The sequence below is a fragment of the Simkania sp. genome, assembly GCF_965215465.1.
Lineage (GTDB): Bacteria > Chlamydiota > Chlamydiia > Chlamydiales > Simkaniaceae > Simkania.
Window position 1 is genome coordinate 2,165,775 of sequence record NZ_OZ244056.1, and the last position, 24,454, is coordinate 2,190,228.

Annotated in this window: 22 protein-coding genes and 1 pseudogene; 11 read left to right on the forward strand and 12 right to left on the reverse strand. The window is 43.3% G+C overall.

From position 1 onward, the window contains the following. Positions 1-314 precede the first annotated feature (314 nt). The gene (gene mfd / locus ACOOFG_RS10090; RefSeq protein ID WP_420421346.1) at positions 315-3,542 is read left to right on the forward strand and encodes a transcription-repair coupling factor; all 3,228 of its coding nucleotides are present in this window, start codon (positions 315-317) and stop codon (positions 3,540-3,542) included. Here mfd and ACOOFG_RS10095 read toward each other — a convergent pair. The 7 genes and pseudogenes from ACOOFG_RS10095 to ACOOFG_RS10125 all read right to left on the reverse strand — a co-directional run bounded on the left by ACOOFG_RS10095 (position 3,532) and on the right by ACOOFG_RS10125 (position 9,712). Beyond that, complete coding sequence (locus tag ACOOFG_RS10095) at positions 3,532-3,891, reverse strand: hypothetical protein (RefSeq protein ID WP_420421347.1); 360 nt, start codon at positions 3,889-3,891, stop codon at positions 3,532-3,534. The two genes, mfd and ACOOFG_RS10095, sit on opposite strands and share 11 nt — an antisense overlap. Then, on the reverse strand, positions 3,891-4,349 hold the full coding sequence (locus tag ACOOFG_RS10100) for a hypothetical protein (RefSeq protein WP_420421348.1): 459 nt from the start codon (positions 4,347-4,349) through the stop codon (positions 3,891-3,893). Before ACOOFG_RS10100 ends, ACOOFG_RS10095 begins: the two co-directional genes overlap by 1 nt. Next, complete coding sequence (locus ACOOFG_RS10105; protein ID WP_420421349.1) at positions 4,342-5,244, reverse strand: hypothetical protein; 903 nt, start codon at positions 5,242-5,244, stop codon at positions 4,342-4,344. The genes ACOOFG_RS10100 and ACOOFG_RS10105 overlap by 8 nt, the downstream gene beginning before the upstream one ends. A gap of 204 nt (positions 5,245-5,448) precedes the next feature. Further along, positions 5,449-5,818, reverse strand: a pseudogene (locus ACOOFG_RS10110) (GxxExxY protein). A gap of 98 nt (positions 5,819-5,916) precedes the next feature. Next, positions 5,917-7,302 carry a sodium-dependent transporter gene (locus ACOOFG_RS10115; protein ID WP_420421350.1) on the reverse strand — a complete coding sequence of 462 codons (1,386 nt, stop codon included), beginning with the start codon at positions 7,300-7,302 and terminating at the stop codon, positions 5,917-5,919. Beyond that, positions 7,299-8,693, reverse strand: coding sequence for a sodium-dependent transporter (locus ACOOFG_RS10120; protein WP_420421351.1), 1,395 nt, complete (start codon positions 8,691-8,693; stop codon positions 7,299-7,301). The genes ACOOFG_RS10115 and ACOOFG_RS10120 overlap by 4 nt, the downstream gene beginning before the upstream one ends. Before the next feature lie 215 nt (positions 8,694-8,908). Further along, positions 8,909-9,712 (reverse strand): AMP nucleosidase, encoded by an 804-nt coding sequence (locus ACOOFG_RS10125; protein ID WP_420421352.1) that lies wholly within the window; start codon positions 9,710-9,712, stop codon positions 8,909-8,911. A 174-nt stretch (positions 9,713-9,886) separates the two neighbouring features. Here ACOOFG_RS10125 and ACOOFG_RS10130 point away from each other — a divergent pair, with 174 nt between their 5' ends. The 7 genes from ACOOFG_RS10130 to ACOOFG_RS10160 all read left to right on the forward strand — a co-directional run bounded on the left by ACOOFG_RS10130 (position 9,887) and on the right by ACOOFG_RS10160 (position 15,085). After that, positions 9,887-10,702: a hypothetical protein gene (locus tag ACOOFG_RS10130; protein WP_420421353.1), complete on the forward strand. Its 816-nt coding sequence runs from the start codon at positions 9,887-9,889 to the stop codon at positions 10,700-10,702. 75 nt (positions 10,703-10,777) lie between these two features. Then, positions 10,778-11,248: a hypothetical protein gene (locus ACOOFG_RS10135; RefSeq protein ID WP_420421354.1), complete on the forward strand. Its 471-nt coding sequence runs from the start codon at positions 10,778-10,780 to the stop codon at positions 11,246-11,248. Between the two features lie 66 nt (positions 11,249-11,314). Beyond that, on the forward strand, positions 11,315-11,881 hold the full coding sequence (efp, locus tag ACOOFG_RS10140; protein ID WP_420421355.1) for an elongation factor P: 567 nt from the start codon (positions 11,315-11,317) through the stop codon (positions 11,879-11,881). A gap of 25 nt (positions 11,882-11,906) precedes the next feature. Then, on the forward strand, positions 11,907-12,800 hold the full coding sequence (gene epmA, locus ACOOFG_RS10145; RefSeq protein ID WP_420421356.1) for an EF-P lysine aminoacylase EpmA: 894 nt from the start codon (positions 11,907-11,909) through the stop codon (positions 12,798-12,800). 187 nt (positions 12,801-12,987) lie between these two features. Next, positions 12,988-13,830, forward strand: a complete 843-nt coding sequence (locus ACOOFG_RS10150) for a fumarate hydratase (RefSeq protein ID WP_420421357.1) — start codon at positions 12,988-12,990, stop codon at positions 13,828-13,830. Then, complete coding sequence (locus ACOOFG_RS10155) at positions 13,827-14,390, forward strand: Fe-S-containing hydro-lyase (RefSeq protein WP_420421358.1); 564 nt, start codon at positions 13,827-13,829, stop codon at positions 14,388-14,390. Before ACOOFG_RS10150 ends, ACOOFG_RS10155 begins: the two co-directional genes overlap by 4 nt. Positions 14,391-14,482: 92 nt before the next feature. Next, positions 14,483-15,085 carry a hypothetical protein gene (locus tag ACOOFG_RS10160; RefSeq protein ID WP_420421359.1) on the forward strand — a complete coding sequence of 201 codons (603 nt, stop codon included), beginning with the start codon at positions 14,483-14,485 and terminating at the stop codon, positions 15,083-15,085. Between the two features lie 37 nt (positions 15,086-15,122). Here ACOOFG_RS10160 and ACOOFG_RS10165 read toward each other — a convergent pair whose 3' ends face one another. From ACOOFG_RS10165 to ACOOFG_RS10175, 3 genes are all read right to left on the reverse strand, one after another. After that, a complete protein-coding gene (locus ACOOFG_RS10165) occupies positions 15,123-16,763 on the reverse strand; it encodes an NAD+ synthase (protein WP_420421360.1) in 1,641 nt (546 codons plus the stop codon). Further along, on the reverse strand, positions 16,760-18,037 hold the full coding sequence (nqrF, locus tag ACOOFG_RS10170) for an NADH:ubiquinone reductase (Na(+)-transporting) subunit F (protein WP_420421361.1): 1,278 nt from the start codon (positions 18,035-18,037) through the stop codon (positions 16,760-16,762). The genes ACOOFG_RS10165 and nqrF overlap by 4 nt, the downstream gene beginning before the upstream one ends. A 145-nt stretch (positions 18,038-18,182) precedes the next feature. After that, a complete protein-coding gene (locus tag ACOOFG_RS10175) occupies positions 18,183-18,827 on the reverse strand; it encodes a hypothetical protein (RefSeq protein WP_420421362.1) in 645 nt (214 codons plus the stop codon). A gap of 208 nt (positions 18,828-19,035) precedes the next feature. Between ACOOFG_RS10175 and ACOOFG_RS10180 the strand changes: the two genes are divergently transcribed. From ACOOFG_RS10180 to htpG, 3 genes are all read left to right on the forward strand, one after another. Continuing rightward, the gene (locus ACOOFG_RS10180) at positions 19,036-20,388 is read left to right on the forward strand and encodes a sodium-dependent transporter (RefSeq protein WP_420421363.1); all 1,353 of its coding nucleotides are present in this window, start codon (positions 19,036-19,038) and stop codon (positions 20,386-20,388) included. Between the two features lie 235 nt (positions 20,389-20,623). Further along, positions 20,624-21,502 carry a hypothetical protein gene (locus ACOOFG_RS10185; RefSeq protein ID WP_420421364.1) on the forward strand — a complete coding sequence of 293 codons (879 nt, stop codon included), beginning with the start codon at positions 20,624-20,626 and terminating at the stop codon, positions 21,500-21,502. Positions 21,503-21,884: 382 nt separating this feature from the next. Further along, positions 21,885-23,720 (forward strand): molecular chaperone HtpG, encoded by a 1,836-nt coding sequence (gene htpG / locus ACOOFG_RS10190; RefSeq protein WP_420421365.1) that lies wholly within the window; start codon positions 21,885-21,887, stop codon positions 23,718-23,720. Here htpG and ACOOFG_RS10195 read toward each other — a convergent pair. Both ACOOFG_RS10195 and ACOOFG_RS10200 read right to left on the reverse strand, forming a co-directional pair. After that, positions 23,665-24,156 carry a hypothetical protein gene (locus tag ACOOFG_RS10195; protein ID WP_420421366.1) on the reverse strand — a complete coding sequence of 164 codons (492 nt, stop codon included), beginning with the start codon at positions 24,154-24,156 and terminating at the stop codon, positions 23,665-23,667. The two genes, htpG and ACOOFG_RS10195, sit on opposite strands and share 56 nt — an antisense overlap. Beyond that, positions 24,113-24,379, reverse strand: coding sequence for a hypothetical protein (locus ACOOFG_RS10200; protein WP_420421367.1), 267 nt, complete (start codon positions 24,377-24,379; stop codon positions 24,113-24,115). Before ACOOFG_RS10200 ends, ACOOFG_RS10195 begins: the two co-directional genes overlap by 44 nt. Positions 24,380-24,454: the final 75 nt, after the last annotated feature.

Below are 24,454 nucleotides of genomic sequence, written 5' to 3' on the forward strand. Positions count from 1 at the left end.
TTGAGTATAAAAAAAGTGCAGTCCAAGCTGGAGGGAAAACCTCACCCAAAGTGCAGGTGAGGAAAAAAGAAACTTGAACTGCACAAACATGCAAATAAGTTGCTAAGAATTAAGGGCTTAGTTTGGGTTGAATATTAGGAGGACAAGCTAAAGATTTTCCTTTAACTTTACGTCTAGCACGCTCTATTTTGGCAATAGAGATATTGCCTCCTTTCCCCACAAACAGCCTATATCTTAAGCTATTTGCAAATCATCATAACAAAATAAAAAAATAAAGGAAAGTTAAATTTCTCTTTGTGTTACACTTTTTCTCTATGTTGACTCAGATTGAAAAACATTCTTTCATCCAAACTGTTAAAACTCATTTTCAAAATGAGCCTTCCCTACTGTTTGAAGGTCTTTGGGATACACCCAAATCGATTCTCATTTTATGTGCTGCGCTTACGCAAAACCGAAACGTTTTAATTCTCACTGGTGGCGACCGTGAAACACGTCTTCTCGACGATCTCAATTACTTTTCGTCGCTTCCTGTTTATGCTTTTCCATCTTGGGAAACCTTGCCAGGAGAAGAAATCACACCAAGTCCTGACATCATTGGAAAACGGTTTGAAATTTTAGACGCTCTTTCTTCGCAAAAGAACCCAGCCATCGTTTTAGCTCCGCTTCAAGCGATTTTGCAAAAAGTTTGCTGCCCCCATAATTTACAAAACCTGCTGCTCAAGTGGAAAAAAGGAGACACGATTCCTTTTGAAGACTTACCAGAAATGCTTACCCGCCTGGGTTACAGGCGTGAAAGTATTGCCGCAGACAAAGGAGAGTTTGCGATCCGTGGAGGGATCCTCGATATCTTTTCGGTTTCAGCCTATGACCCCTGCCGCATCGACTTTTTTGGAGATGAAATCGAAGAAATCCGTACGTATGATCCTGTCAGTCAAAAATCGATCGCAAAACGAGATGAAGCCATTATCGTCCCTGCAAATGAACTCAAGCTGATTCAAGATGAACCCACGCCCTGCACTTTGTTCGATTATCTCGGTGACAACACCACCCTTGTTTTTGATGACTTGCTTGCCATTGAAGACCGTTGGGTTTCGATTAAAGACTTGCCAGGAGCAAAAACCCCTCTCATTCTATCGTTAGAAGAACTTTTTAAACGCTCCGAAAAATGTCAAAAGGTCTACTTCACCAAAGACCCACTTGAAAAACTTTCTGAAGGTTCAGGAAGAGACCAAGCAGTGACATTTGATCTCTTTGACATCAAACATCGATCCAAGCGGATTCACCATCCTTTCCTCACAGTTAAAACAGCCTATTGGGATGATGTTGAAGAAGAGCAAAGACTCGAAGCGGTGCTACGTCACAGCAAAAAACTCCACTTTCTAACCGACTCTGAAGCAGAAAAAAGAGCCCTTCAAGAAAAAATCAAAGAACTTTCTCTCCCCGCTTCCCCGACATTTCATGACGGCTACCTTTCCAGTGGCTTTGTCCTGGGAGACCTCACCATTCTTCCCTACACCGAACTGACAAAACGGTACAAAGTTCATCGAGAAAAGTGGCACAGCTCTTATCACACACCTGCGTCTGAATTTCACCAACTTGATAAGGGAGATCTCGTCGTCCATTTTCACAATGGGATCGGTAAATTTCTTGGAATCGAAAAACAGAAAAACCATCTCGGCCATGAAGAAGAATTCATGATCATAGAGTACGCAGAAGGAAGCAAACTGTACGTTCCTCTGTCTCAATCGCATTTGATTAGCCGCTACATCGGAACGAGTGAGCAAGCTCCCAAACTGCACACCCTTGGCACAAAAAAGTGGCACAAAGCCAAAGTTCAAGCTCAAAAAGCGATCGTTGGTTATGCCCGCGACTTGCTCAACATGCAAGCCAACCGAGAAGCCAAAGGAGGCTTCATTTATCCACCCGATTCAGAAGACATGTTCCTCTTCGAAGCGGAGTTCCCTTTCACTGAAACCGATGATCAAATCAGAGCCATTCAAGAAATCAAACATGACATGGCCTCCCCCAAAGCAATGGACCGACTCATTTGTGGAGATGTTGGTTATGGGAAGACAGAGGTTGCCATGCGTGCTGCTTTCAAAGCTGTTGTCGATGGTGGCAAACAAGTTGCCGTCCTTGTTCCCACAACAGTCCTAGCCATGCAACACTATGAAAACTTTTGCAAACGGATGGAAAGCTTTCCTGTTCGAATTGGTGTCGCCTCTCGCTTTGTGAAACCCAAAGAAATGAAAAAGACTTTAGAGGGCGTCGCCCAAGGATCCGTTGATATCTTAATCGGAACCCATCGGATCATCAGCCAAGATGTGGGATTTAAAAATCTCGGACTCATTGTGATCGATGAAGAGCAACGATTTGGTGTACGCGCAAAAGAGCACCTGAAAAAAGCAAAGGTCGGTGTCGACTGCCTCACCCTATCAGCCACTCCCATTCCTCGCACGCTCTACTTTTCGCTTGTTGGCGCACGCGATATGTCAGTAATCAACACTCCCCCACACGATCGACTGCCAATCAAAACGATCCTGGCTGAAAAAGAAAACGAACTCATGAAAAATGCGCTCTTACGAGAACTCGCACGCGATGGCCAAGCCTATGTCATCCACAACCGAGTCGAATCGATTTACCGCATTGCAGACGACATTCAAAAGCTTCTCCCTTCCGCTCGTTTAGCTGTCGTGCATGGTCAAATGGCAGCCGACGAGATTGACGCCATCTTTCACAAGTATAAGCAAGGGGAGGTCGACATTCTCATTGCCACAACCATTGTTGAAAATGGCATCGACATTCCGAACGCAAACACCATCCTGATTGACCGTGCTGACATGTATGGGATGGCTGATCTCTACCAATTGCGCGGCCGTGTTGGACGATGGAACCGCCCAGCCTATGCCTACTTTCTCGTCCCCAAATCACGTGAGCTGCACGAAATCTCACGCAAACGTCTTCAAGCTCTCATTGAAACGTCTGGCTTTGGAGGTGGGATGAAACTTGCGATGCGCGATCTAGAAATCCGCGGCGCAGGCGATCTCCTTGGAGTGCAACAATCGGGCAACGTTTCTAGCGTCGGATTCCACTTTTATTGCAAGCTCCTCAAACGGGCAGTTGACACCCTAAAAAAACATGTCTCGCCGACGTTTTACGACACACGTATGGAATTCCAATACGCAGCAAATCTCCCTAGCACCTACATTCCAGAAACCAACCTTCGTATGGAAATTTACCACCGCCTCGGAGAAATGGCGTCACAAGATGATGTGGAAGAACTCTTCAAGGAATTAGAAGATCGCTTTGGGAAACTGCCTGAGCCAACGATTTGGCTCAAACATTTAAGCCGAATCCGGGTCTTTGCTTCGCAGCATCAATTTACACTACTCAAGTTTGATGCCACAAGTTTGACAGTTCAAAGACAAGTCGGAAAAGAAACGGTGGATCGGAAGACGTTTCTCCCTCCATTCGAAACGCCTCAAGAACTTGAAGAAAAGGTGATACAAATGCTCACCTTTGGCTTCGAACTTAAGAAATAATTTTCATTTCTTTTGCAACAGCATACAACTTTTGCACTTCGGGAAGGTGAGTGTTTTGCTGTCCCCATTCAATGATCTGTTGGAAGTCTGTATCTTCTGGGTCGTTGGTGTAATTCACATATGCTCGAAAAAATTGTTCCGTAAGGTCCTTTGGCTTTGGGAGAGGGTCAAAAACTAGTTTCCCATCGACTCCTTTATCATACAAACAGGTTCTCACAGCTCCAATAAAATCTAAATGATTGCGCTCTGTTGCTAAAACTTTCATCTCGTATGAAAGCTCAGTGCTACTCATGCCACTCAAATCATTTCGTCGCATGACCTTCTGCAAACCATAAATCATACGTGCCATTAAATGCTCTTTCGTATTAATACGTTTGGGGCCAAACGGACCAAGATGCAAGGATAAGACTGCTCTGTAGATAAAATTTTCCAATCAGCTTCTGTTTCCTGCTTTCTTGGGATGATAAGATCTTTGATCAAAACATCCTTTGAAACAGTTTCCCCCTCGTAATTCAATCCAAACTTTTCAAGGTCTGCGGTTTTTACCCGCCCATCTTCAACAGCAACATCAACCGTTACCATGATGTGATACTTTAGGCCATGCGCCTGTGCATACTTATCAAAAATATTCCCATCAGAAAAAAGAGCATTGACCGCATCATTAAGAACTGGGGTAGAACCTAAAATTTGTGGAGGAATTTGCGGCTCTGATTCTCTGACTTCACCAAATAGACTTTCGCCCCTCTCTAAAAACTCAGGAACTTCTGGTGAAAAAATGGTACTGTTTACTGGTGGCAATTTAGACATGTGCTAATTCCTTCTGTGTAACTGTTTCGTAGCGGGATACATACCAATCCCAATTTTTTTGAAGATTTCCCTCAAGAAGTTGGGTTAATTCATTCAGCTTCCACTCTCGACGCCTTTTCCCATTTTCGGCCCCATAAAGCACCAAGATGTGGAGGTCAATCATCTTTGCTAATGTCACTTTATCAGCTTCATTCATGAAATGGGGCCATTTAGATGACGCTTTTGTTCCCACATATTCTTCCGTAATCGCCAGATGCCCCCTCACCTCCTGATGTAAGCGATGAAGTTCGTAATGGTGATGGGTGAGCTGATAAATATTTTCCCCAAAGTTTAGCTTTTCAAGCCTTTCTCTTGTAGTTTTTGTGGTTTCAAATTCAAGGCATTCGATAGCTTCCACCTGCTCCTCCTTGGGAAGAAAGCGAATAGATCGGAGTTTGCGATTAAATGATGCATTGGTCAACTCAAAGAGCAAGTGTTGAAAAGCTTGTTGAAGCACCTTAGCTGAGATTTTAATGGTTTTAGACGCCGGATACCAATATGCTACATGACCAGACTCTTCTGTTACCTCAAGATGACGAGATTCTAGTTGCTTCACAGAAACCGCCTCTCCTTCAGAAATTTGCTCGAGGTCGAACAGGTGGGCATCGACATCGATTCCAAGTTCCCGTAAATCCTTGACTAAAACAAAAGATTGACGCCACCAAAGACTTCCTGATCGATAAGTCTTAAGTGGAAGCATAAGTTTTAATTTGACACAGCCAACGACTTCTTCGATATTTTTGAGAAGATCCGAAGCAAACCGTTCAACGCAAATAACTGATGAAAGAAGTTCTCTTGGGCAAGTAACTATTTGAGAAGGCAAACTGCTTCCCGGCATTGTCTTTTGAAAAGACACGCTTCGCTTTTGTAGGTCCCCCAAGAGATCTCTTGAGCCCGCCTTATCAACCATCAAACTCATTAAAATTACCTCAAATTCGTAATAGATTATACCTTTAAGGAGGAAAAAACCACAATTTAAAGATAATCTTGAAAAAAGTTTTTTAATAAAATATTATCAAGACTCATAGATTTTTTTTACCACAGAGATCACAGAGAGGTATTATACCTTGAGTCTATGAATACCATCTCTTAGTAATCGCACATTAAAATTAATGAGAAGAGCTGTCCCGTTCCCGATTAGCTTTCGATAAGAGAGTAACTGAGCTTCATGAATAGGGTGAAGCTCACTAACAGATTTTACTTCTACAATGACCCGATTTTCTACCAATATGTCTAATCTATACGCAGATTGTACTGACATCCCTTTATAAGTTAATGGTAGAGGTTTTTGGCTTTCAAACTTTAGCTTTCTCAACTGCAATTCATGACAAAGACAACCTATGATAGGCAGATTCGAGCAATCCTGGACCAAGGTGACGATGAACTTCAATTGCAGCTGCAATAATCTCAGCAGTCAAATCGTCTTGCATCCAAAAATCTCCTCTGTGATCTCTGTGCACTCTGTGGTGAAAATAAATAACAATACACCAATCTTACAAACTCTTGCTATTTTCTGTGGCGTAAAAGTTTACTTTGAAATCCCGAAAATGTAGTCAAAATCGACCAGGCCACTCTTTTGCAAGATGATCAGGAAAATTGTGATCGGAATGATCCATTTCATGAAAAAGCGCCAGAGGACGAAAAAGACATGCCACTTCTTGCCAAGAGGAAATTCGTCTTTGGAAATATCCCTCTTGAGCACCCACCCAATGTAGACCGCCGTTAACAACCCTGCAATGGGAATGATCCAAACAGACACGAGATTGTCTATTGTATCGAGAAAGTTGATTCCATAGATGCTTTGCCAATCACGAAAAATTTCATGCGAGTTGGAAAGAGCACTCGGAATTCCAAAAGCAAAGGTGGAAGCAGCAACAATGAGCACGGCTTTTTTTCGCGACCATCCTAAAAGCTCCATCAGGTTCGTTGCAACGACTTCGATAAAGGGAATCGCAGACGTCAGTGCCGTAAAGACAAACAAGGTAAAGAAAATCGTCGAAACGACTAAGGCTCCCGGTAGTTGCGCAAAGAGGTACGGCAAAGTTTTGAAAATCAAACCTGTTCCTTGCTCTGGCTGAAAGCCAAAAGTAAAGATCACAGGGAAAATTGTGAGCGCAGCCAAGATGGCGACAATAATGACGGAAAACCCAATGACGCAAGCCATTTGAGGAATGTTTTCTTGCTTGCGCATGTAACTACCATAACTGATCATAATCCCTTGTCCCAAACTGAGGGTAAAGAAGGCCAATCCTAAAGCCTCCAATGCACTGGAGAATTTGAAACGGGCTACATCAGGGTAGAAGATAAAGTGAACAGCTTTTCCAAAACCATCAAGGGTCATGCTGTAGAGAAAAAGGCAAAACAAGATGGCGAACAGTGCGCGAGTCATGATCTTAGACCAAAACTCAATCCCTTTGCGGACACCACTTAAAACAATTCCCATTGTAATCGTTGTGAAAAGGAAGTGCCAAAAGAGGGTGATGCTCCCCGATTGAGAAAGTCTTTGAAAAACAGACGCCATATCTGTTGAAGAGAGATTGTGATAAAATCCGCTCAGAGACATGAGGACATAGCTCATTCCCCACCCAGCAATGACGCTGTAAAACGACATGATGAGAAACGAGGAAATCACTCCGAACCAACCAGCCACCTTCCAACGCGGCTTTTCTTCGCTTAACGTTCCAAATGCACCGACAGCAGCGCGTTGACTTCTGCGACCAAGAAGAAGCTCTCCAATCAGAACGGGAATTCCAATCCCGATAATACAGATGAAGTACGTGAAGAGAAACAGTCCTCCACCGTTGTTTCCAACAGTGTAGGGAAACTTCCATAGGACCCCTAAACCAATTGCCGATCCTACAGCTGCTAAAATAAATCCAAGACGTGATCCCCAATGTTCTCTAGTATGACTCATCTGTTCCCCGCTATGTGGTGCAAGAGCGAATCAAAATTATAAAGTCCGCTCTTTTGGATAATAATAATTAAAATGGTGAGTGGAACCACATACCTCATGAAAAAACGCCAAGGGTGCCATAAAAAACGCAGTCGTGTTCCGAGCAAAAATTCTTCTTTTGCAACTTCTCTGTCCATAAACCACCCGACAAAAACTGCCGTCAATAACCCCCCAATAGGAATGACCCAAATTGAAACTAAATTATCAATGGTTTTTAAAAAGTCCATTCCATAAATCCCTTCCCAATCGGGAAAGACCACATGAGCACTCGCATAGGCACTTGGAATTCCAAACACAAAGCAGGCAATTCCAACAATAATGACAGCTCTTTTACGGGTCATTTTGTAAAGCTCCATCAAATTCGAAGCAACAACCTCAATAAGAGGAATGGCAGATGTCAATGCAGTGAAAACAAAGAGGGTAAAAAACATGGTTGAAAGAACGAGCGATCCGGGAAGCTGCGCAAAAAGGTAAGGCAATGTCTTAAAGACGAGACCATAGCCTGACTGAGGCTGAAGACCAAATGTGAACACAACAGGAAAAATCATCAAAGCTGCTAAAATGGCAACGATAATCACGGAAAAAGCAACAACACCCGAAAGTTGGACAATACTTTCACTACGGCGCATGTAACTTCCGTAACTGATCATGATCCCCTGCCCAATGCTCAGCGTCCAAAAAGCCAATCCTAAAGCTTCAATTAAACTGGAAAGCTTGAAATCACTGACAGCAGGATGAAAGATAAACTGTGCCGCCTTAGGAAACCCCTTTAAAGTGAGCGCATAGAGAAAAAGGAGAACGAGCAAGACAAGAAGAACTTTGGTCATGATCTTAGCCCAACGTTCGATCCCTTTCCGCACTCCTGACATCACAATCCCCACAGTGATCAAGGTAAACAAAAAGTGCCAAAAGAGTGAAATCTCACCTGAACTCGAGAGGGATGTGAACACTTTCCCTACTTCATCTCCCGAGAGGTTTTGGTAAAACCCGGTCAGAGACATCAAGATATAGCTCATGCCCCAACCAGCAATAACGCTGTAGAAAGACATGATTAAAAAGGAAGCCAAGACTCCAAACCAGCCTGCGACTTTCCAGCCAGAGGATTTACGGTCAAGTGTTTGAAAGGCTCCAACAGCAGCTCTTTGAGTGCGACGTCCTAAGATAAGTTCGGCAATAAGAATAGGAACACCCACAATGATGAGACAAATAAGATACGATAGAAGAAAAAGGCCTCCACCGTTCTCACCGACTGTGTAAGGAAATTTCCAGAGTATCCCGAGACCGATCGCCGATCCGATCGCCGCCATCAGGAATCCGATACGGGAGCTCCAATGTTCTCTAATGTGATTCATTTTGACCTCTAATTGATTAAAAAAGTTTCAGATAACAAGTGTGCGCGTCAAGTGTATAGGGGGGATCCCCCCGTACGCACGCCGGCTGAGAAGGAGAAAGATGTTGAGGTCAGAATGCTTTGTGCATTGAATGTAACCGCTTAGGTTCAACTATTAAAATGACTTTACAGTGTAAATGATAAGCGAAAATGAAGTCAAGTTATACCATAATGGTATTACATGTCGATGTTGCGGTGGTAAGCACCTTTGATCTTTTTCGATTGCATCGATCGAGCTTGTTTTAAAATTGCCACCCCTTTTTCGATGTGGTCAGGCATGAAATTTTCAAAAACAAATTCCGAGCTTTTTTTCGTTTTGATCTGATCCCGATTCAAGGGAAGATCTGAAACAAGCAGGAGAGCGCCCAATGTGAACTTCCGCTTATAACTGGCCATAAACAATGTGGCGCACTCGAGCTCAATTGCTTGCGCACGCGAAGCTTTGAGTTCTTCAATAAATTTTTCGTTATACTCCCAAAAGCGAAGATTGGTCGTATAAGTGATCCCGATGTGATAGTTAGACTTGTCCTCCTCCAAAACAGCTGTCACCGCTTTCAACATGAGAAAATTGGCTAGAGAAGGAACTTCTGCTGGAAAGTAGAAATCCGATGTTCCCTCTGCACGGATACTTGCTACCGGAACCAGGTAATCTCCAATTTGATATCGGCGACGCAAACCGCCACACATTCCGAGAAGAATGGCAGATTTGATGTTCAGAAACGAGCATAAATCGATCACAAGCGCTGCAGCTGGAGAACCAATTTTAAAGTCGAGAATGGAAATCTCATCTTCAGGAGAGTGCGCGACTTTGAACATCGAACCTTCATGAACCGCTACCCCTCTCGTTTTGGCAAAGTGATCGACATAACGGGGGAAATTCGTCAAAATCAAGTTCGATTGGTAGTCACTCGCAGGCGAGCCAGAATACCTTTCGAGCGTCTCTCTAGCAAATTGCTCTTCGTGAAGTTCTTCGGCTACCATTCTCTCACATTTTCAAAGACCATCTTCTTTCCTCATACAACGACCTTGCCATATCTTCAAACTTCTTTTTTTTCTAGGAGGTGAATTTTTTCTTTACAAACTTTTCACAGTTTCTCTAAGCTATCTTACAAAACTTAGCAGCAGGGTTGAAAAATGAGTCATTTAAGTTCCCCAGTGTCATCACGAACAAGCGGTGTTGAGCCCAAGCCAGATACTAACCTTTCTTCTAGTGGGAAAGGACCTCTAGGACTTCGAAATGTGATTGAATTAGACAACTGGCAATCTTACATCTACTTTGGGGCAGGGCTTATCGTAACAATACAAGTGGGAAAAAGCTTTTTCAAAGGAGAATTTTTCGTTGGCCTCACCCATTCCGGAATCCTAGTCACAGTAGTGATGGGAAAAATCTATACCGATGACTCCCTAGCAAAATTTTCATTGGGAAGAATTGCTAAAAGCATGGAAACCCATGTCAACCATCTCGAGCATGAAGTCACAACACTAGGCACCCAGCTCGACGAAAATCAGCGACTCATCTCCCGATTTGGCCATGAAAACGAAATTTTCTATCAAAATAACGCTGAACACAGAGGTCGAGTCCTAGAAATGCGTGAAGTTTTGGGCGAATATTCTACTCAATTACATCGCGTTATTGAAGAAGAAACAGAAGCCCTAAGAAAGCTCAAAGAAGAAATCGAAGATGGAAATAGTGAAAAACGAGACCTTAAGGAAGATATCCAACGCGAAAAAGAAGCTTTAGCAGAAATCCAAGAAAAAGCTCTTGAAGCACAACGAAGGCTAGAGCTTACCACTAAACACATACTCGATCTTGCAGAGAGAGCTTCAAAAGGTTCACATGATTCAGAAGCCCTAATGCTTCTTGCTGAAAGAGTGAGAAATCCTACGGGTTTTGGTTGCGGTAGTCCAATGTCATTTGGCAGCTCTCCCTATAGTCCCTTTGGCACTGGTAAGGATGTGCTCGTGCATTAGATAAAATCAATAAGGAGGAAGAGATTAGAGAGAGGCAAAAAGAACCATGATTAATGATAATGATAGGAGTTCTCTATGTCTCACGTTCCCTCAACCAGTTCTTCTTCTTTGAAGAATCTCATCACTTCAACTTCAAATCTCCCCTTGTTCAAAGCGGTGGGAAATTTATTCACGCACACAGCTGCTGCATTTGAATATGCAACATACGAAAGCCCTCAGGCGCGTTTCACAGCTGTCATGCTTGCCACGATGACAACAGCTTTTGGAATTTGGTGCATCCAATTTACTCTAGGACGCATCCCCTTCCATTTTGTTAGAAAAACATTGATCCCCGTTGCTGAATGGAGCCTCAAAGCCGGACTTGCTTGGGTCATCTTCAAGGCACTCGATAGCGCTGTCAGTGAAGTGAACGGATTTGATCCTCATTCACGTCTACCCTATGATCCTGATAAACATCATCGTAGTAGTGAGCCTTCACACTCGAGCTCGCCATCACACACGCACACGAGAACAGATCCTTTTAAACGGACAAAAGGATATGAATAGGAATTGAATTTTAAGCCTCATTCCCAGACAATGGCTCCCTGAGTAGAATTATGAAAAGGATCTCTAATGGCTCAAGTGAGTACTAATGAATTCAAATCTGGCATGAAGGTCGAAGTTGACGGCGAGCCTTACACGATCGTCAATGTCGAATTTGTCAAGCCAGGAAAAGGGCAAGCATTTACCCGAACAAAGCTCAAACATCTCACCTCGGGAAGAGTGGTAGAAAAAACCTATAAGTCAGGTGAAAAGCTCGAGCTCGCCGATGTGGAAGAGACGAGAATGCGCATGCTCTATCGAGAAGGAACAGATGTTGTCTTCATGCATGACGAAACATTCGACCAAGTGCATGTTCCGATTTCAGTCATTGGAAGTAATGAGGCTTACCTCATGGAGGAAGTACTTTACGAACTAGTCTTTTACAAAGGGACTGTCGTTGATGTTGCTCCTCCCACCTTCATGGAAATGAAAATCACAGAGACCTCCCCTGGTGTTAAAGGTGACACAGCTTCAGGACGTGTTTTGAAGCCTGCGATCACAGAAACTGGGGCAAAAATTCAGGTTCCCATTTTCATCGATGAAGGCGAAGTCGTCAAAGTTGACACGCGTACTGGGGAGTATGTCTCCCGCGTCTAATTCTTTATTACAAGAGCGCGCAGACATGTTTCGAACTGTGCGCAATTTTTTTCATAAGCGAGGGGTTCTGGAAGTCGATTGCCCCCTCCTTTCTCATCATGCTCCCATTGATGCCTACATCGATCTCTTCTCCGTTGATCTCGGAGAAGGTCAGCAAGGCTACCTGCATTCTTCGCCTGAATATGGAATGAAACGACTTTTATCACGTGAGGTGGGCCCAATTTACCAACTTTCTCATGTCTACCGCAAAGGTGAGGCAGGGAAAAAACACAATCCTGAATTCACTCTAGTCGAGTGGTACCGCCCGGGCTTTACATTCGAAGCCTTTTTAGCTGAAGTTGTCGAGTTGATAGCACTTTTTCTCGGCCCTCTATCATATGACCTCATCACTTACCGTGCCGCCTTCGAAACTTATTTGGGAATAGATTCTCGCAGCGCAACAGAAAAAGAGCTCAAACAAAAGATGCAAGATCTCGGCATTGACGCCGCGACAGAAGACCGTGAAGAATTGCTTAATCTTCTTTGGGGATGTGGCATTGAACCCCACTTTGGCAGGGACAAACTCATGATCGTGACCGATTTTCCCAAATCTCAAGCGATGTTTGCCCAAACACATGAAGTCGATGGAGAAGAAGTCGCTAGACGCTTTGAAGTCTCTTTTGGACAAATGGAACTGGGAAATGGATACCATGAACTCTGCGATCCGATCGAACAGAAGCGTCGATTGGAAGAGGCAAACCAAAAGCGTCTTGCGCTAGGCAAAGAAAAGCTCCCGATTGATCCTTTTTTCTTAAAGGCGCTTGAGTCCGGTCTTCCTGATAGTTACGGAATCGCAATCGGTTTTGACCGTTTGATGATGCTACGTCATCAAGTTGATGATATCGCAGCGGTTCTTCCTTTTTTCTGGAACGAAAGTTAGTTTCCTATTATACCACTTATCAAGGATATATTACAGAATTAGCGTGGAGATTTTCAAGGGAAAATTAAGTTTGGAGATGAGCTTGAGCCACATGTTGGTTAGCGAGATCGAAAACTCAATTTTAACCGAAAAAATCAAGCTATATTCACTGATTTATTTTTGATAAGTGGTATTTACAACACAAAGTATGAGAACTGTTCAGACTGATAAGATCATTGAGACTGTGAAAGACCTTTGTATTGAAGGGTGCTGCAATCTACGCTGCGATACGGTAAAAGCATTAAAAGAAGCTCAAGAAACTGAGCCATCGCCTGTTGGAAAAGAAGTCCTTGCTCAACTTGTAGAAAACAGCGAAATCGCGCGATGTGAAAAACTCCCCTTTTGCCAAGATACTGGCTATGCCGTGCTTTTTGTCGAGCTGGGACAAGAGGTGCGCATTGAAGGAGGTGGCCTCACAGAAGCATTGAATGAGGGAGTTCGTAGAGGTTACAAAGAAGGGTATTTGAGAATGTCGATTGTCAATGACCCACTGACGCGAAAAAACACAGGCGACAATACACCAGCTACAATCAATTACTCTCTTGTCCCAGGCGAAACGTTTAAAATTTCTCTCCTAGTTAAAGGGGGCGGCTGCGACATGAAGAGTGCGTTAAAGATCTTCGAACCCGCTGCAGGTCTTGAGGGAGTGCTAAATTTTATCGTCGAGACTGTTGAGCAAGCAGGCGCCAACGCAAGCCCCCCAATGACGCTCGGAATTGGAATGGGCGGGCCATTTGCACAAGCCGCTCTTCTTGCTCAACGCGCTTTGCTTTGGCCATTAGATGTTCCCAATCCGGATCCGAAATTGCGAGAAATTGAAGCTGAGTTATTAACACGGATTAACAATCTAGGGATTGGACCTGCTGGGTTTGGTGGACGAACCACTTGTTTGGGTGCACATATCGAGTTGGGACCGGCGCACATTGCCCACCTTCCGGTTGCCGTTAACATCGACTGTCACTCACACCGAGGTGCAGAGGCAACGTTATGACAAAGCGCATTTCTATACAGACTCCCCTTTCTGATGATGTGATTCACTCGCTTAAAACGGGCGATCACGTTTTGATTTCAGGAACAATTTATACAGGACGGGATGCAGCGCATCTTCGCTTTGCGGAAGCGATTCAAAAAGGCGAGCCCCTTCCTTTCGACCCACAAGGCCAAACAATTTACTATGTGGGCCCCACTCCCAAAAAGCCAGGTTACGCAATTGGTTCTGCAGGGCCCACAACATCCACAAGAATGGATGCACAGACCCCCCTTTTACTTGAAAGAGGATTGAAAGGGATGATTGGGAAGGGACGTCGCTCGGAAGAAGTCAAGAAAGCCATCCAAACCCATCAAGCCGTTTACTTTGGAGCCATTGAAGGGACGGCTGCGCTCCTTTGCAAATGCATCGAAGAAGCCGAGGTGGTGGCTTACGAAGACTTGGGAACTGAGGCAGTCTTTCGGATGAAAATTAAAAATTTTCCTGCGATCGTTGTCAACGACATTTTTGGAGGAGACCTCTATGAAGAGGGCGAGAACAAATATAAGATAACCTCCCAATAGTCGCTCAATAAAATTTTCTTAATCATTCGCTTTTATTTCAACTCATGCTAAACTCTTTGCAATAAGTTTTTATGATGAGTTGAGGTTAGAATATGTCTATAGATACAGATAGTACTAGATTACCCCCAAGCCAAAGATTTGCACAATTTGTTGGCGAAGTGACGGGCTACGTCGGGCGTATTATCGGCTCTCTTGAAACCTATACAGTAGGGAAAATTGAAGAAGCAGCTACAGACAACCCAACTCTTCAATCAGTTGTCAACAAGGTTAAAGAAAATAGTGATAAGATTTCGCAAGCCTTTTTCATCGTTGGTTGCATTTATAACTTCTACACAAGTCCTTTTCTATTCTTAACAGGTGTGGGCCTCGGAGCTTTGGCTTCAGCTGCTCCTTTTCCTGTGCATCTAGAATCTCTTCAACAAGGAGAACTTCTAGGGCGCACAAGCGAAGACGGCTACGCCGCTTCAAGAGTCATGTTTTCGCTTGCCTCAATCAATTATTATCTGGGAAGAACTCTTCTCGACGATATGTCGATTTCGATTTTCTCAGGTCTTCTAGCAGGAAATTCCTTCTACCACATGTTTAAAGAGTCCAAAGCAGGACAAGGGGTTGCTTTTGTTGGAAATCAACTTGCTAGGGTGACAGAACTTGCCCTTGACAAACTTCCCTTCTACAACTTAGGCGTTGTTGTCTAATTGGCTTATATAGCTGAACTGATTTAAATCAGTTAAGCTATAACCAATTCTGGACGATCGGATACCGACGTCCCACACCAAACGACTTTTTAGAAACGCGTAAGATTGGTGGACCTTGACGTCTTTTATATTCTGCCGCATGAATCCGTTGCACGAGATCTAACACTTGCTCTTGCCCAATCCCATACTTTTCTGCAATTTCATCGATTGAAAGGTAATTTTCGACATACCCTTCTAAGACGTTATCAATGACTCCATACTCTGGAAGAGAGTCTAAGTCAATTTGATCAGGGCGGAGTTCTGCAGAAGGGGGCCGTTTGATAATCGATTCGAGAATGATCTCTTTTCCTTCAACTTTATTGATGTAACGGCAGAGGTCGTACACCTTTGTCTTGGTCACATCAGCAATCACACCAAGTCCGCCGCACATATCACCGTAGAGTGTGGCATAGCCTAAGGCGACTTCACTCTTATTTCCCGTACTCAAGACGATGTATCCATGTTTATTCGACATGGCCATAAGAATGATTCCCCGAATGCGGGCTTGGATGTTTTCTTCCGTAATATCTGATTCTTTTCCTTCAAAATGGGGCTGAAGTAAGTTTAAATACTCGTTAAAGGGACCTTCAATAGGGATTTCTTTAAACTCAATTCCCAGTCTTTCTGCAAGCTCTTTGGCATCATTACGACTCCCTTCACGGGTGTAACGAGAAGGCATACTGATTCCAAGAACATTTTCCTTTCCAAGAGCTTTTGTCGCAATATATGCTACCAGTGCTGAATCAATTCCTCCAGAAAGACCCAAGCAGGCTTTAGAAAACCCAAATTTCGCAAAATAGTCTTTCACTCCCAAAGAAAGGGCTTCTACCAAACTTCCCATCGTGTCGTACTTGAATGGGCAGGGACAAATATCCGCTTCTAAATCGACGAGCATTTTGTCTTCTTGGAATCCCTTTCCAAGATGACAGAGCTTTCCTTCTTCGTTGACATGAACGCTGTACCCATCAAAGATGATTTGTCCGTTTGCGCCTACTTGACAGCATAAAATCACTGGGCATCCTAAGGTCTTAGCAGCTTTAGCGCACACATCGACGCGGATATCTGGCTTTTGAAATTGATAAGGCGATGCTGATAAGTTCAACAAAACATCGGGCTTCAACGGCTGCAAAGCCAAAACAGGATCTCGCTCATAGCGAGTGTAATCAACATAGCCTGCATGTTGCCAAATGTCTTCGCAAATAATCACTCCGATCCGTTTTCCACCAATTTCCCAGACTCGTGTACTTTGGCCTGGTTCAAAGTAACGCCGCTCATCAAATACATCGTAAGTGGGGAGAAGCCATTTATCTTGAAATCCTAGAACATGGCCATTACTGATAATAGCCGCACTATTATGCAAATGTTTTTCCCCTTCAAGGACAGCACGTCTTGCAAGCCCTACGAGAACAGTAATCCCTTTCGACGCTTTGGCGATCCGTTCGAGATGGAGTTCCATAGAATCGATGAAAGAGCGGTGATACACTAAGTCTTCTGGTGGATACCCACAAATCGATAACTCAGGACACAGGACTATCTCAGCACCCACTTTGCGACCATGATCCATGGCCTCCAAAATCTTTTGAGTGTTTTTATCTAAGTCCCCCACAGTGGGGTTCAATTGAGCAACTAAAATCTTCATGATCCAAAATCATCCAATATAATGTTTTCCATCGGAACGCCATAGTCATCAAGCAAGTGGATCACACTCTGATTGTGCAGAGGTGGACCACAAACGTAGTAACGGCAGTTTTCCGGTTCTTCTATTTCTTTTAATTGACCATCCTCAAATGCTTTAAACAAGTAATTCGTTTTTTGGGGATCATCTTTCGGCCAACCTTGTGCAAGGTCTTCTTCGGCCGGTTCAGAAAGAACAAATCTATAATAGAAGTTTTCGAATTCTTTTTCAAGTTCCTCGTACTCTTCCTGGTAGATATTTTCTTTTAAAGAACGGGCTCCATACCAGAGAGTGACCCTTCTTTTTGTCTGTTTATCTTTAAAAAGATCGAGGATATGACTCCTTCCAAAAGAAGAGCCTGCCCCTCCAATTAAAAAGACAAGTTCACGCTGATCATCGATCATATGCGACTCTCCAAAAGGGCCTGAGAGTTTGACTGTATCACCTTCTTTGAGTTGAAAGATATAAGATGAACAGATTCCCCAGGAAATATCTTTTGCAATCTCTCCTTTAACGAAGGGCGGGGTTGCAATCCGAACATTAAATTTGAATCGATTTTTTTCTGCTGGATAAGATGCCATCGAGTACGCACGTATCACTTCTTCTTCTGTTGCTTGAAATCGAATGGGAACGCCAAAAAGGTGAAACTTTTCCCAATCTTCGTAGTAAACGTTGTCAATCGTCTCTTCCCAAGACTTTGTATTGGTGTCATAACTTGGAACATGAAATTGAAGATAATCGCCAGGAATGTAGTGTATTTCTTCACTTGAAGGGACTTCTAATACAAGCTCTTTAATGAAGGTTGCGACGTTTTCATTAGAAATCACTTTTGCGGTAAACTCTCTTAACGTGAGCAAATTTTCCGGAACTTTAAGCTCCAAGTCGTTTTTCACTTTGCATTGGCAAGAAAGGCGCCACCCCTCTTTGAGTTGCTTTGGTGAAAATGATGACCGGTCAGTTTCTAAAATGTCGCCACCTCCTTCGAGAACTTGCACTTTGCATTGTTTGCAAGTTGCTTTCCCACCGCAAGGCGATGGAAGGGCAATTCCCTGTTCAGCAAGCGTTACAAGTAAGCTGCGTCCTCCTTCGACAAATTTAGATAGATCTTCATTGTGATTGATCCCAATTTTACAGGGTTTCGTCGAAATGAGACGCCTTTTCGCATAGAGAATCATGCCTGAAAGCAGGATTCCAATTGCAATGAATGAAAAAGCTGCAAAGACAATGAGTTCGATCATGAACCTATCTCACTATTCTAAAGTGATGATTTTTGAGCGATTTTTTCTCAAATTCTAGCGTCTTTTCGACGCACATACTTGAGAAAGTAGAGCTTGAAAGGACGCTAGAATTTGCAAAAAAAGGGACGGAAAGCATGAAGTTCATTTACACCTTGTAGATGAGGGCGTTAATCTGTTTGCGCAAGTCTGCAATTTCCATTTCTGATGATTCAATTTCTTTGGCATGGTTATCATGAAGGCTTTTGATTTGCGTTTTGAGATTTTCGATTTCACTCTGAAATTGGTTCACTTCAGCCATTTGCTTTTTGCGTAAGTTTGCGATTTCTTTTTTCAGTTCAAACACACTCACATCTGTATTGGAAAGAGCTTTCGCGTGTCCTTTTTCAATCGATTGCACTCGTTTTGAGTGGCTCGTTTGAATTTCGATGAGTTCTTGCTCATACTTTTTTTCGAGCTTGCTAACCGACTCTTGATAATCGGCTTCCACAATGGCTAGCTTTTGCTTAAACTCTCTGATCCGCTCTTCTGCTCGGTGAATTTCTTGCATATGAACCCCTTTCATTTCACCAAGTCCCTTTTCATACTCGACAGCCAACTGAGTCAGTTCCTCTTCATGCTTTTTCTTTCTCTTCCGCATGATGATGAGAAAAATTGCCAGTAAGAGGATGACTCCTAAGAGAAACGTCACCAAGTCCAACCAATTGAGATTGGCATCGATCCACGTCATGGTTTCCCTTACCCAATCGGGAAGGGCTGTCTCAGGCGCTTGGGGTGCTGGGGTCTTCTGCATCGTATTCTACCTCACCTCCTTCTTATACAACTTTCATTTTTTTCACCACAGAGATCACAGAGCACACAGAGGGATGCTAAATAGTTTTCTCTGTGCCCTCTGTGATAAGAAATAAAACCAAGTCATTCATTGCTAAACTCTCTTTATGTTAAAACATTCTTAACTTTTCTTGATGACAGCTGCTAACAAATCTTTTAGAATTTACCTCATGAAATCTAAACGTGAACATTGGGTCTCAAGTTTTGGCTTTATTATGGCCGCCGCAGGATCAGCTATCGGGCTGGGAAGCTTATGGCGTTTTCCCTACGTTTCTGGTGATAGTGGGGGAGGAGCTTTTGTCCTGCTCTATATCTTGTTCACTCTTTTCATTGGTGTTCCTCTTTTTATTGCTGAACTTGTGATTGGACGTAAAACGCAACACGCTCCCATTCTAGCTTACCGCAATCTCTCCAAAAAACCTCAAAATTGGAAAGTCATTGGATGGCTCAACCTCTTGACCTGCTTTATCATTCTCTCTTTTTACTGTGTCGTGTCAGGATGGTGCCTCAACTATACCCTCATGTCCCTAAATCAGTTCACATTAGGAAAAACTCCTAATGAAATTCGCTCCATCTTTGAAACTGTTTACATCTCATCAGACATTAACCTGCTTTGGCTCTTTATTTTTATTTTGCTCAATCTTTTCATCGTGCAAAGAGGGATTCGAAGGGGGATCGAATACTGGAGTCGGATTTTAACCCCATCTCTTTTCTTCATCTTGATTGGCCTCTTCATTTACGGATTTACGCTGCCGGGTTTCGCTGAAGCCGCTCATTTTATTTTAACTCCCAACTTTTCCAAACTGACACCCATCGCAGTCCTCAATGCTCTTGGCATGTCTTTTTATACTCTAAGTGTCGGGCTTGGGATTGTTCTTACATACGGCAGTTACTTGCGTCCTTCTGCAAGTCTCCCTAAAGTTGGACTGATTGTCGCAACGCTTGCTGTTGTTGTTTCGCTCATGGCCGCGCTCACCATCTTTCCGATTGTCTTTACCTTTAACTTCCCTCCTGAAGGAGGCCCCGGCCTTGTCTTTCAAACAATGCCCATCCTCTTTGCAAAGCTTCCGGGCAATCTCGTGATTTCAACTGCTTTCTTTCTCTTACTAGTCTTTACCGCTCTCACCTCTTCCATCTCTCTATTTGAAGTTGTAGTCGCCAACATGACAGAGCTGTTTTCTTTTTCACGTCGAAAAGCCATGGCCATTGCTGCTTGCTGCACTTTCATTTTAGGAATTCCTTCTGCTTTATCTGGTTCAAAAGCTCTTTTTCCCAATTGGACAACCATTTATGGGAAGGACTTTTTCAGCACATTGAATGATGTCACTGCAACGTGGATGATTCCAATTGCAGGACTTTTGACAGCTCTTTTTGTCGGATACTTCACAGAAAAAGATGCAGTTTTCGCCGAATTTGAGCGGGGAACAAAACTCCGAGGAATCTATTCTATTTGGCGCTTTGCAGTGAGGTATCTCTGTCCCATCGCTGTAATTCTCATCATCCTTGATCAAGTGATCTTTTAAACCCAAATGACGGCCTACCCCTGCTGAGTCTGTGTTAGATTGTCACTTGGGTTTTAAAGATCCTATTGCCACAAAATAATGATTGCCTCTACGCTCGAAATCAAACACTGACTTCTCCGACCATGCAAAAGCTCGGTATGATAGCCGAAACCAAAAAAGACTTAGAAAACTCAAAACTACATAATGGGCACTCCATACGCCCTTCTATACTCTACAAATCCACAACAGAGAAATTATGACAAAACTTTTGATCACTGTTGCCATTTGTTGTGCCTGTTTTAAATCTTTTTGCAATACCAACAAGTTGAGCAAATTTGGAAATACAGAAATTAAACGGTTGGTTGTGGTAGGCGAACGATGCTCAGGAACAAATTATGTTTCAAAATTGCTCCTGCGCAACTTCCCCACATTAGTTCCTACTTTAGAATTCGGACACAAACATTTTCTCTGGTGGTTTGATTCCCCTTACGACAAAGAAAAGCTTTCTAGAGTCGGATATAATTCTAAACATATTACCTTAAAAGATTCAGGGGACTGTCTCTTTGTCTTTGTGATAAGAAACCCTTATGATTGGCTTCGCAGTTTTTATCAGTCTCCACATCATGTCCATGGCGATTTGCTAGAACAAGGATTTGTGCATTTCATCAACCATCTATGGAAGTCACAAGACATCTTCCGCTACCAGTTGCTTGAAGATCTTAATCCTTTTACAAACCTTCCTTTTAAAAACATTTTGGACTTGAGAAACTTTAAAAATCGCAACTACTTAAAGTTAGGAAAACTAGTCAAAAATTTTACTGTTGTACGCTATGAAACTGTTGCTGAAAATCCTCAAAAATTTATCGAGAATGTTGCTGCACAATACAATCTTAAATCCACAACCGATTTTGTTCCGATCTTCTCCTATAAAGGGGAAGGAACTAAAAATTTTAAGAAGAAAAAATATCGCACTTTAAATCACGAAACTCTCAGTTACATTAATAACGAATTAGACTGGGAACTTGAACATCAATTAGGTTACGAAAAGCAAAAAACTAAGTCGTGGATTTATCGCCTGATGAAAAAAATTGAGCGAAAGTGTCGAAAACTCTTCTTCTCAAATGGCGAAACATAGATGCGCAAGGGATTAAAAAATCTACATAAAAATTCTTTTCATCTATTATTTACGCAATAATATGAAAAAGTGGTTAATCAGTTTCATTCTAAGCGGATTACTTTCATTTGCTTCTCAGTGTTAACTACGCTAATAACTCACAGTTGGATTTGATTTTAAGCGAATGAACAACACCGTCGAGTTTTGTGACTACTTTCCTAAGAATCAACGCCTCAGCTGCAACCCCAGCATCGACTCATATGGCTCATTTATTTTTGAAGACCAAGTCTTCTGGAGTGGTCGCTGCTAGGGCGAAGCAAACGATCAAGCTCTCATAGATTCCCTAGAAAACAAATAAATGGTATGATAGGCCATTTATTGAGATTAAAAAAAAGGTCCCTTCATGAGTCAAAAAAAGTTGCAAATCCATAGTGAAAATATCCTGCCGATCATCAAAAAATGGCTTTACACCGATAAGGATATCTTCTTACGCGAGCTTGTTTCCAATGCTTGCGATGCGATCAGCAAAATGAAAATCTTGCGCGACCAAGGTAAGACAAATGCAACAGACGAAGAGTTTCGCATTGATATCTCTCTTGATCAAGAAGCAAAGACCTTAACAATTGCTGATACGGGAATTGGGATGACAGCCGATGAGGTAGAAAAGTACATCGCCCAACTCGCTTTTTCCGGAGCAGAAGAGTTTGTTGAAAAGTATCAGTCAGAAGAAGAAAGCTCTCAAATCATTGGCCACTTTGGACTCGGTTTTTACTCGGCTTTCATGGTCAGCGACAAAGTCGACATCGACACCTTATCCTATGAAGACAACGCCAAGCCCGCTTTTTGGACTTGTGATGGCTCACCAGAATACACCCTTGAAGAAGGAAAGCGGGAAAACCGTGGAACCACGATCACATTACATCTAGCCCAAGATGCCGAAGAATTTCTCGAAGAAAACCGTATCCGCGATATCTTAATCAAGCATTGCCGCTTTCTCCCCTACCCGATCTACCTTAACGAAACTCGCATCAACGAGAAAGAACCTCTTTGGATCAAACCCGCTTCCGAATGCACCGATCAAGACTACATCGACTTCTACCACATGCTGTACCCTTTTGAGCCCGACCCAATTTTTTGGATTCATCTCAACGTCGATTATCCCTTCCATTTACAAGGGATTCTCTACTTTCCAAAACTCAGTAAACGATTCGATCACGAACAATCATCGATTCACCTCTATTGCAACCGGGTGTTCGTTTCAGACAACTGCAAAGAGGTGATCCCAGAACACTTTAGTATTTTACGTGGTGTGGTTGACAGTCCCGACATTCCTCTCAACGTGTCACGCAGTAACTTGCAAACCGACCGCACTGTCCGCCAACTGAGCAGCCATATCTCTAAAAAAGTGGCTGATAAACTTCTCTCGCTTTACCAAACGAATCGTGAGGACTTCATTGACCGTTGGCCAGATATCGAACTCATTGTCAAACTTGGCATTTTGCGTGATGAAAAGTTTTACGAAAAAATCAAGCCTTGCCTCATTTGGAAGACCTCAGAAGACTCTTGGACCACAGTTGAAGAGTACCTAGAACGCAACAAAGAAAAAGCAGAAAACAAAGTCTTTTATCACCATGATGACAAACACCTCTCTCATTTCTTCGACATGTACAAAGAAAAAGGGCTGGAAATTCTCTACGCCCCTTCTCACTTAGACACGCCGTTGATGAGCTTCCTAGAAGACAAAATGACATCGGTAAAATTTCAGCGGCTTGATGGTGCTCTCGAAGATGCCATTCTTGACAAGGATCGAGAAAAGAATGTCCTCGACGCTGAAGGTAAAACCGAGTCGGCGAAGATTGCTGACTTTTTCCGCTCCAAACTTGATAAGAGTTTAGTGGAAGTCGAAGCCAAAAGCCTTGCGAGCGACTCTGTTCCTGCGTTTATCGTCATCCATGAAGACAGTCGTCGTATGCGCGATTATCTTTCCCTTTCAGGGCAAGACATTCCGAGCACCATTGGGGAAAAGCGGACGTTTGTTGTGAACACGAATAGCGCGCTCATTCAATCTGTGACAAAACTGGGTAACAAAGATCCCGAGCTTGCAAAAGACCTTGTGCAGCAGCTTTACGAACTGTCGCTCCTATCGCAAAAAGAACTCGATCCTGCAACGTTTCCCGAGTTTCTCAAACGCTCGAACGCGGTTCTTGAGAAGCTTTCAAAGCACGCAGTAGCGTCGTAGACCGTTTTTCTAGGTAGCGGCTTAGGATGACTTGTTCGAGCCGCTCCTTGAGATGTGAGGGAGAAGCCATCCGCAAGTGCAGCATCAATTGATCAGGCCCACTCATTTGCATGGTGACATGTGGCTCAACAGATGGCATTTCAAGCCCAAGGCGCCTTTCAAAGGCTCGCACACTTCGCTTTGCCTGGTCTAGAAAAGGCATCATTTCTTCTTGTGCAACATGAAGTAAGAGCTTTTTAGCTTTTTGCCAATCCTCAGTGATTTTGACTGGCACTTCAATGTGAAGCAGATAAAAGTTTTCTAAAAAAGACTCGTTATACACCGCTTCTGACAAAAAAAGGTTGTTTGGGAAGGTGATCATACGGCCCGTATATTGGTGATTTGCCGGGCCTTTACCCACTTCTTGGACCGTTGTTGACAGGCACAGTCGTTTCAATCACATCGCCTCGAATCGCTGCGATTTGAATGCGATCTCCCACTTCAAATGACTTGCCACGAAACCGAACAAGTGAACCATTAAAACACATGCACAACTCTTTCACAGAAAAGACAATGGCAAAAGCAATAGCAAAAACTGAAACCGCAAACCCTTGAATGGTTTCCCCCCAAAGGTAAATCACTCCCATGAGCACAATCACCTCCGACTCGTACCGATCCACTTCAGCCGCTGCTGCGACGTCCAGTTCCGCCGAGCGCGCCGAATGTAGCGCGCGACCCCGTATCGGATCCCCATG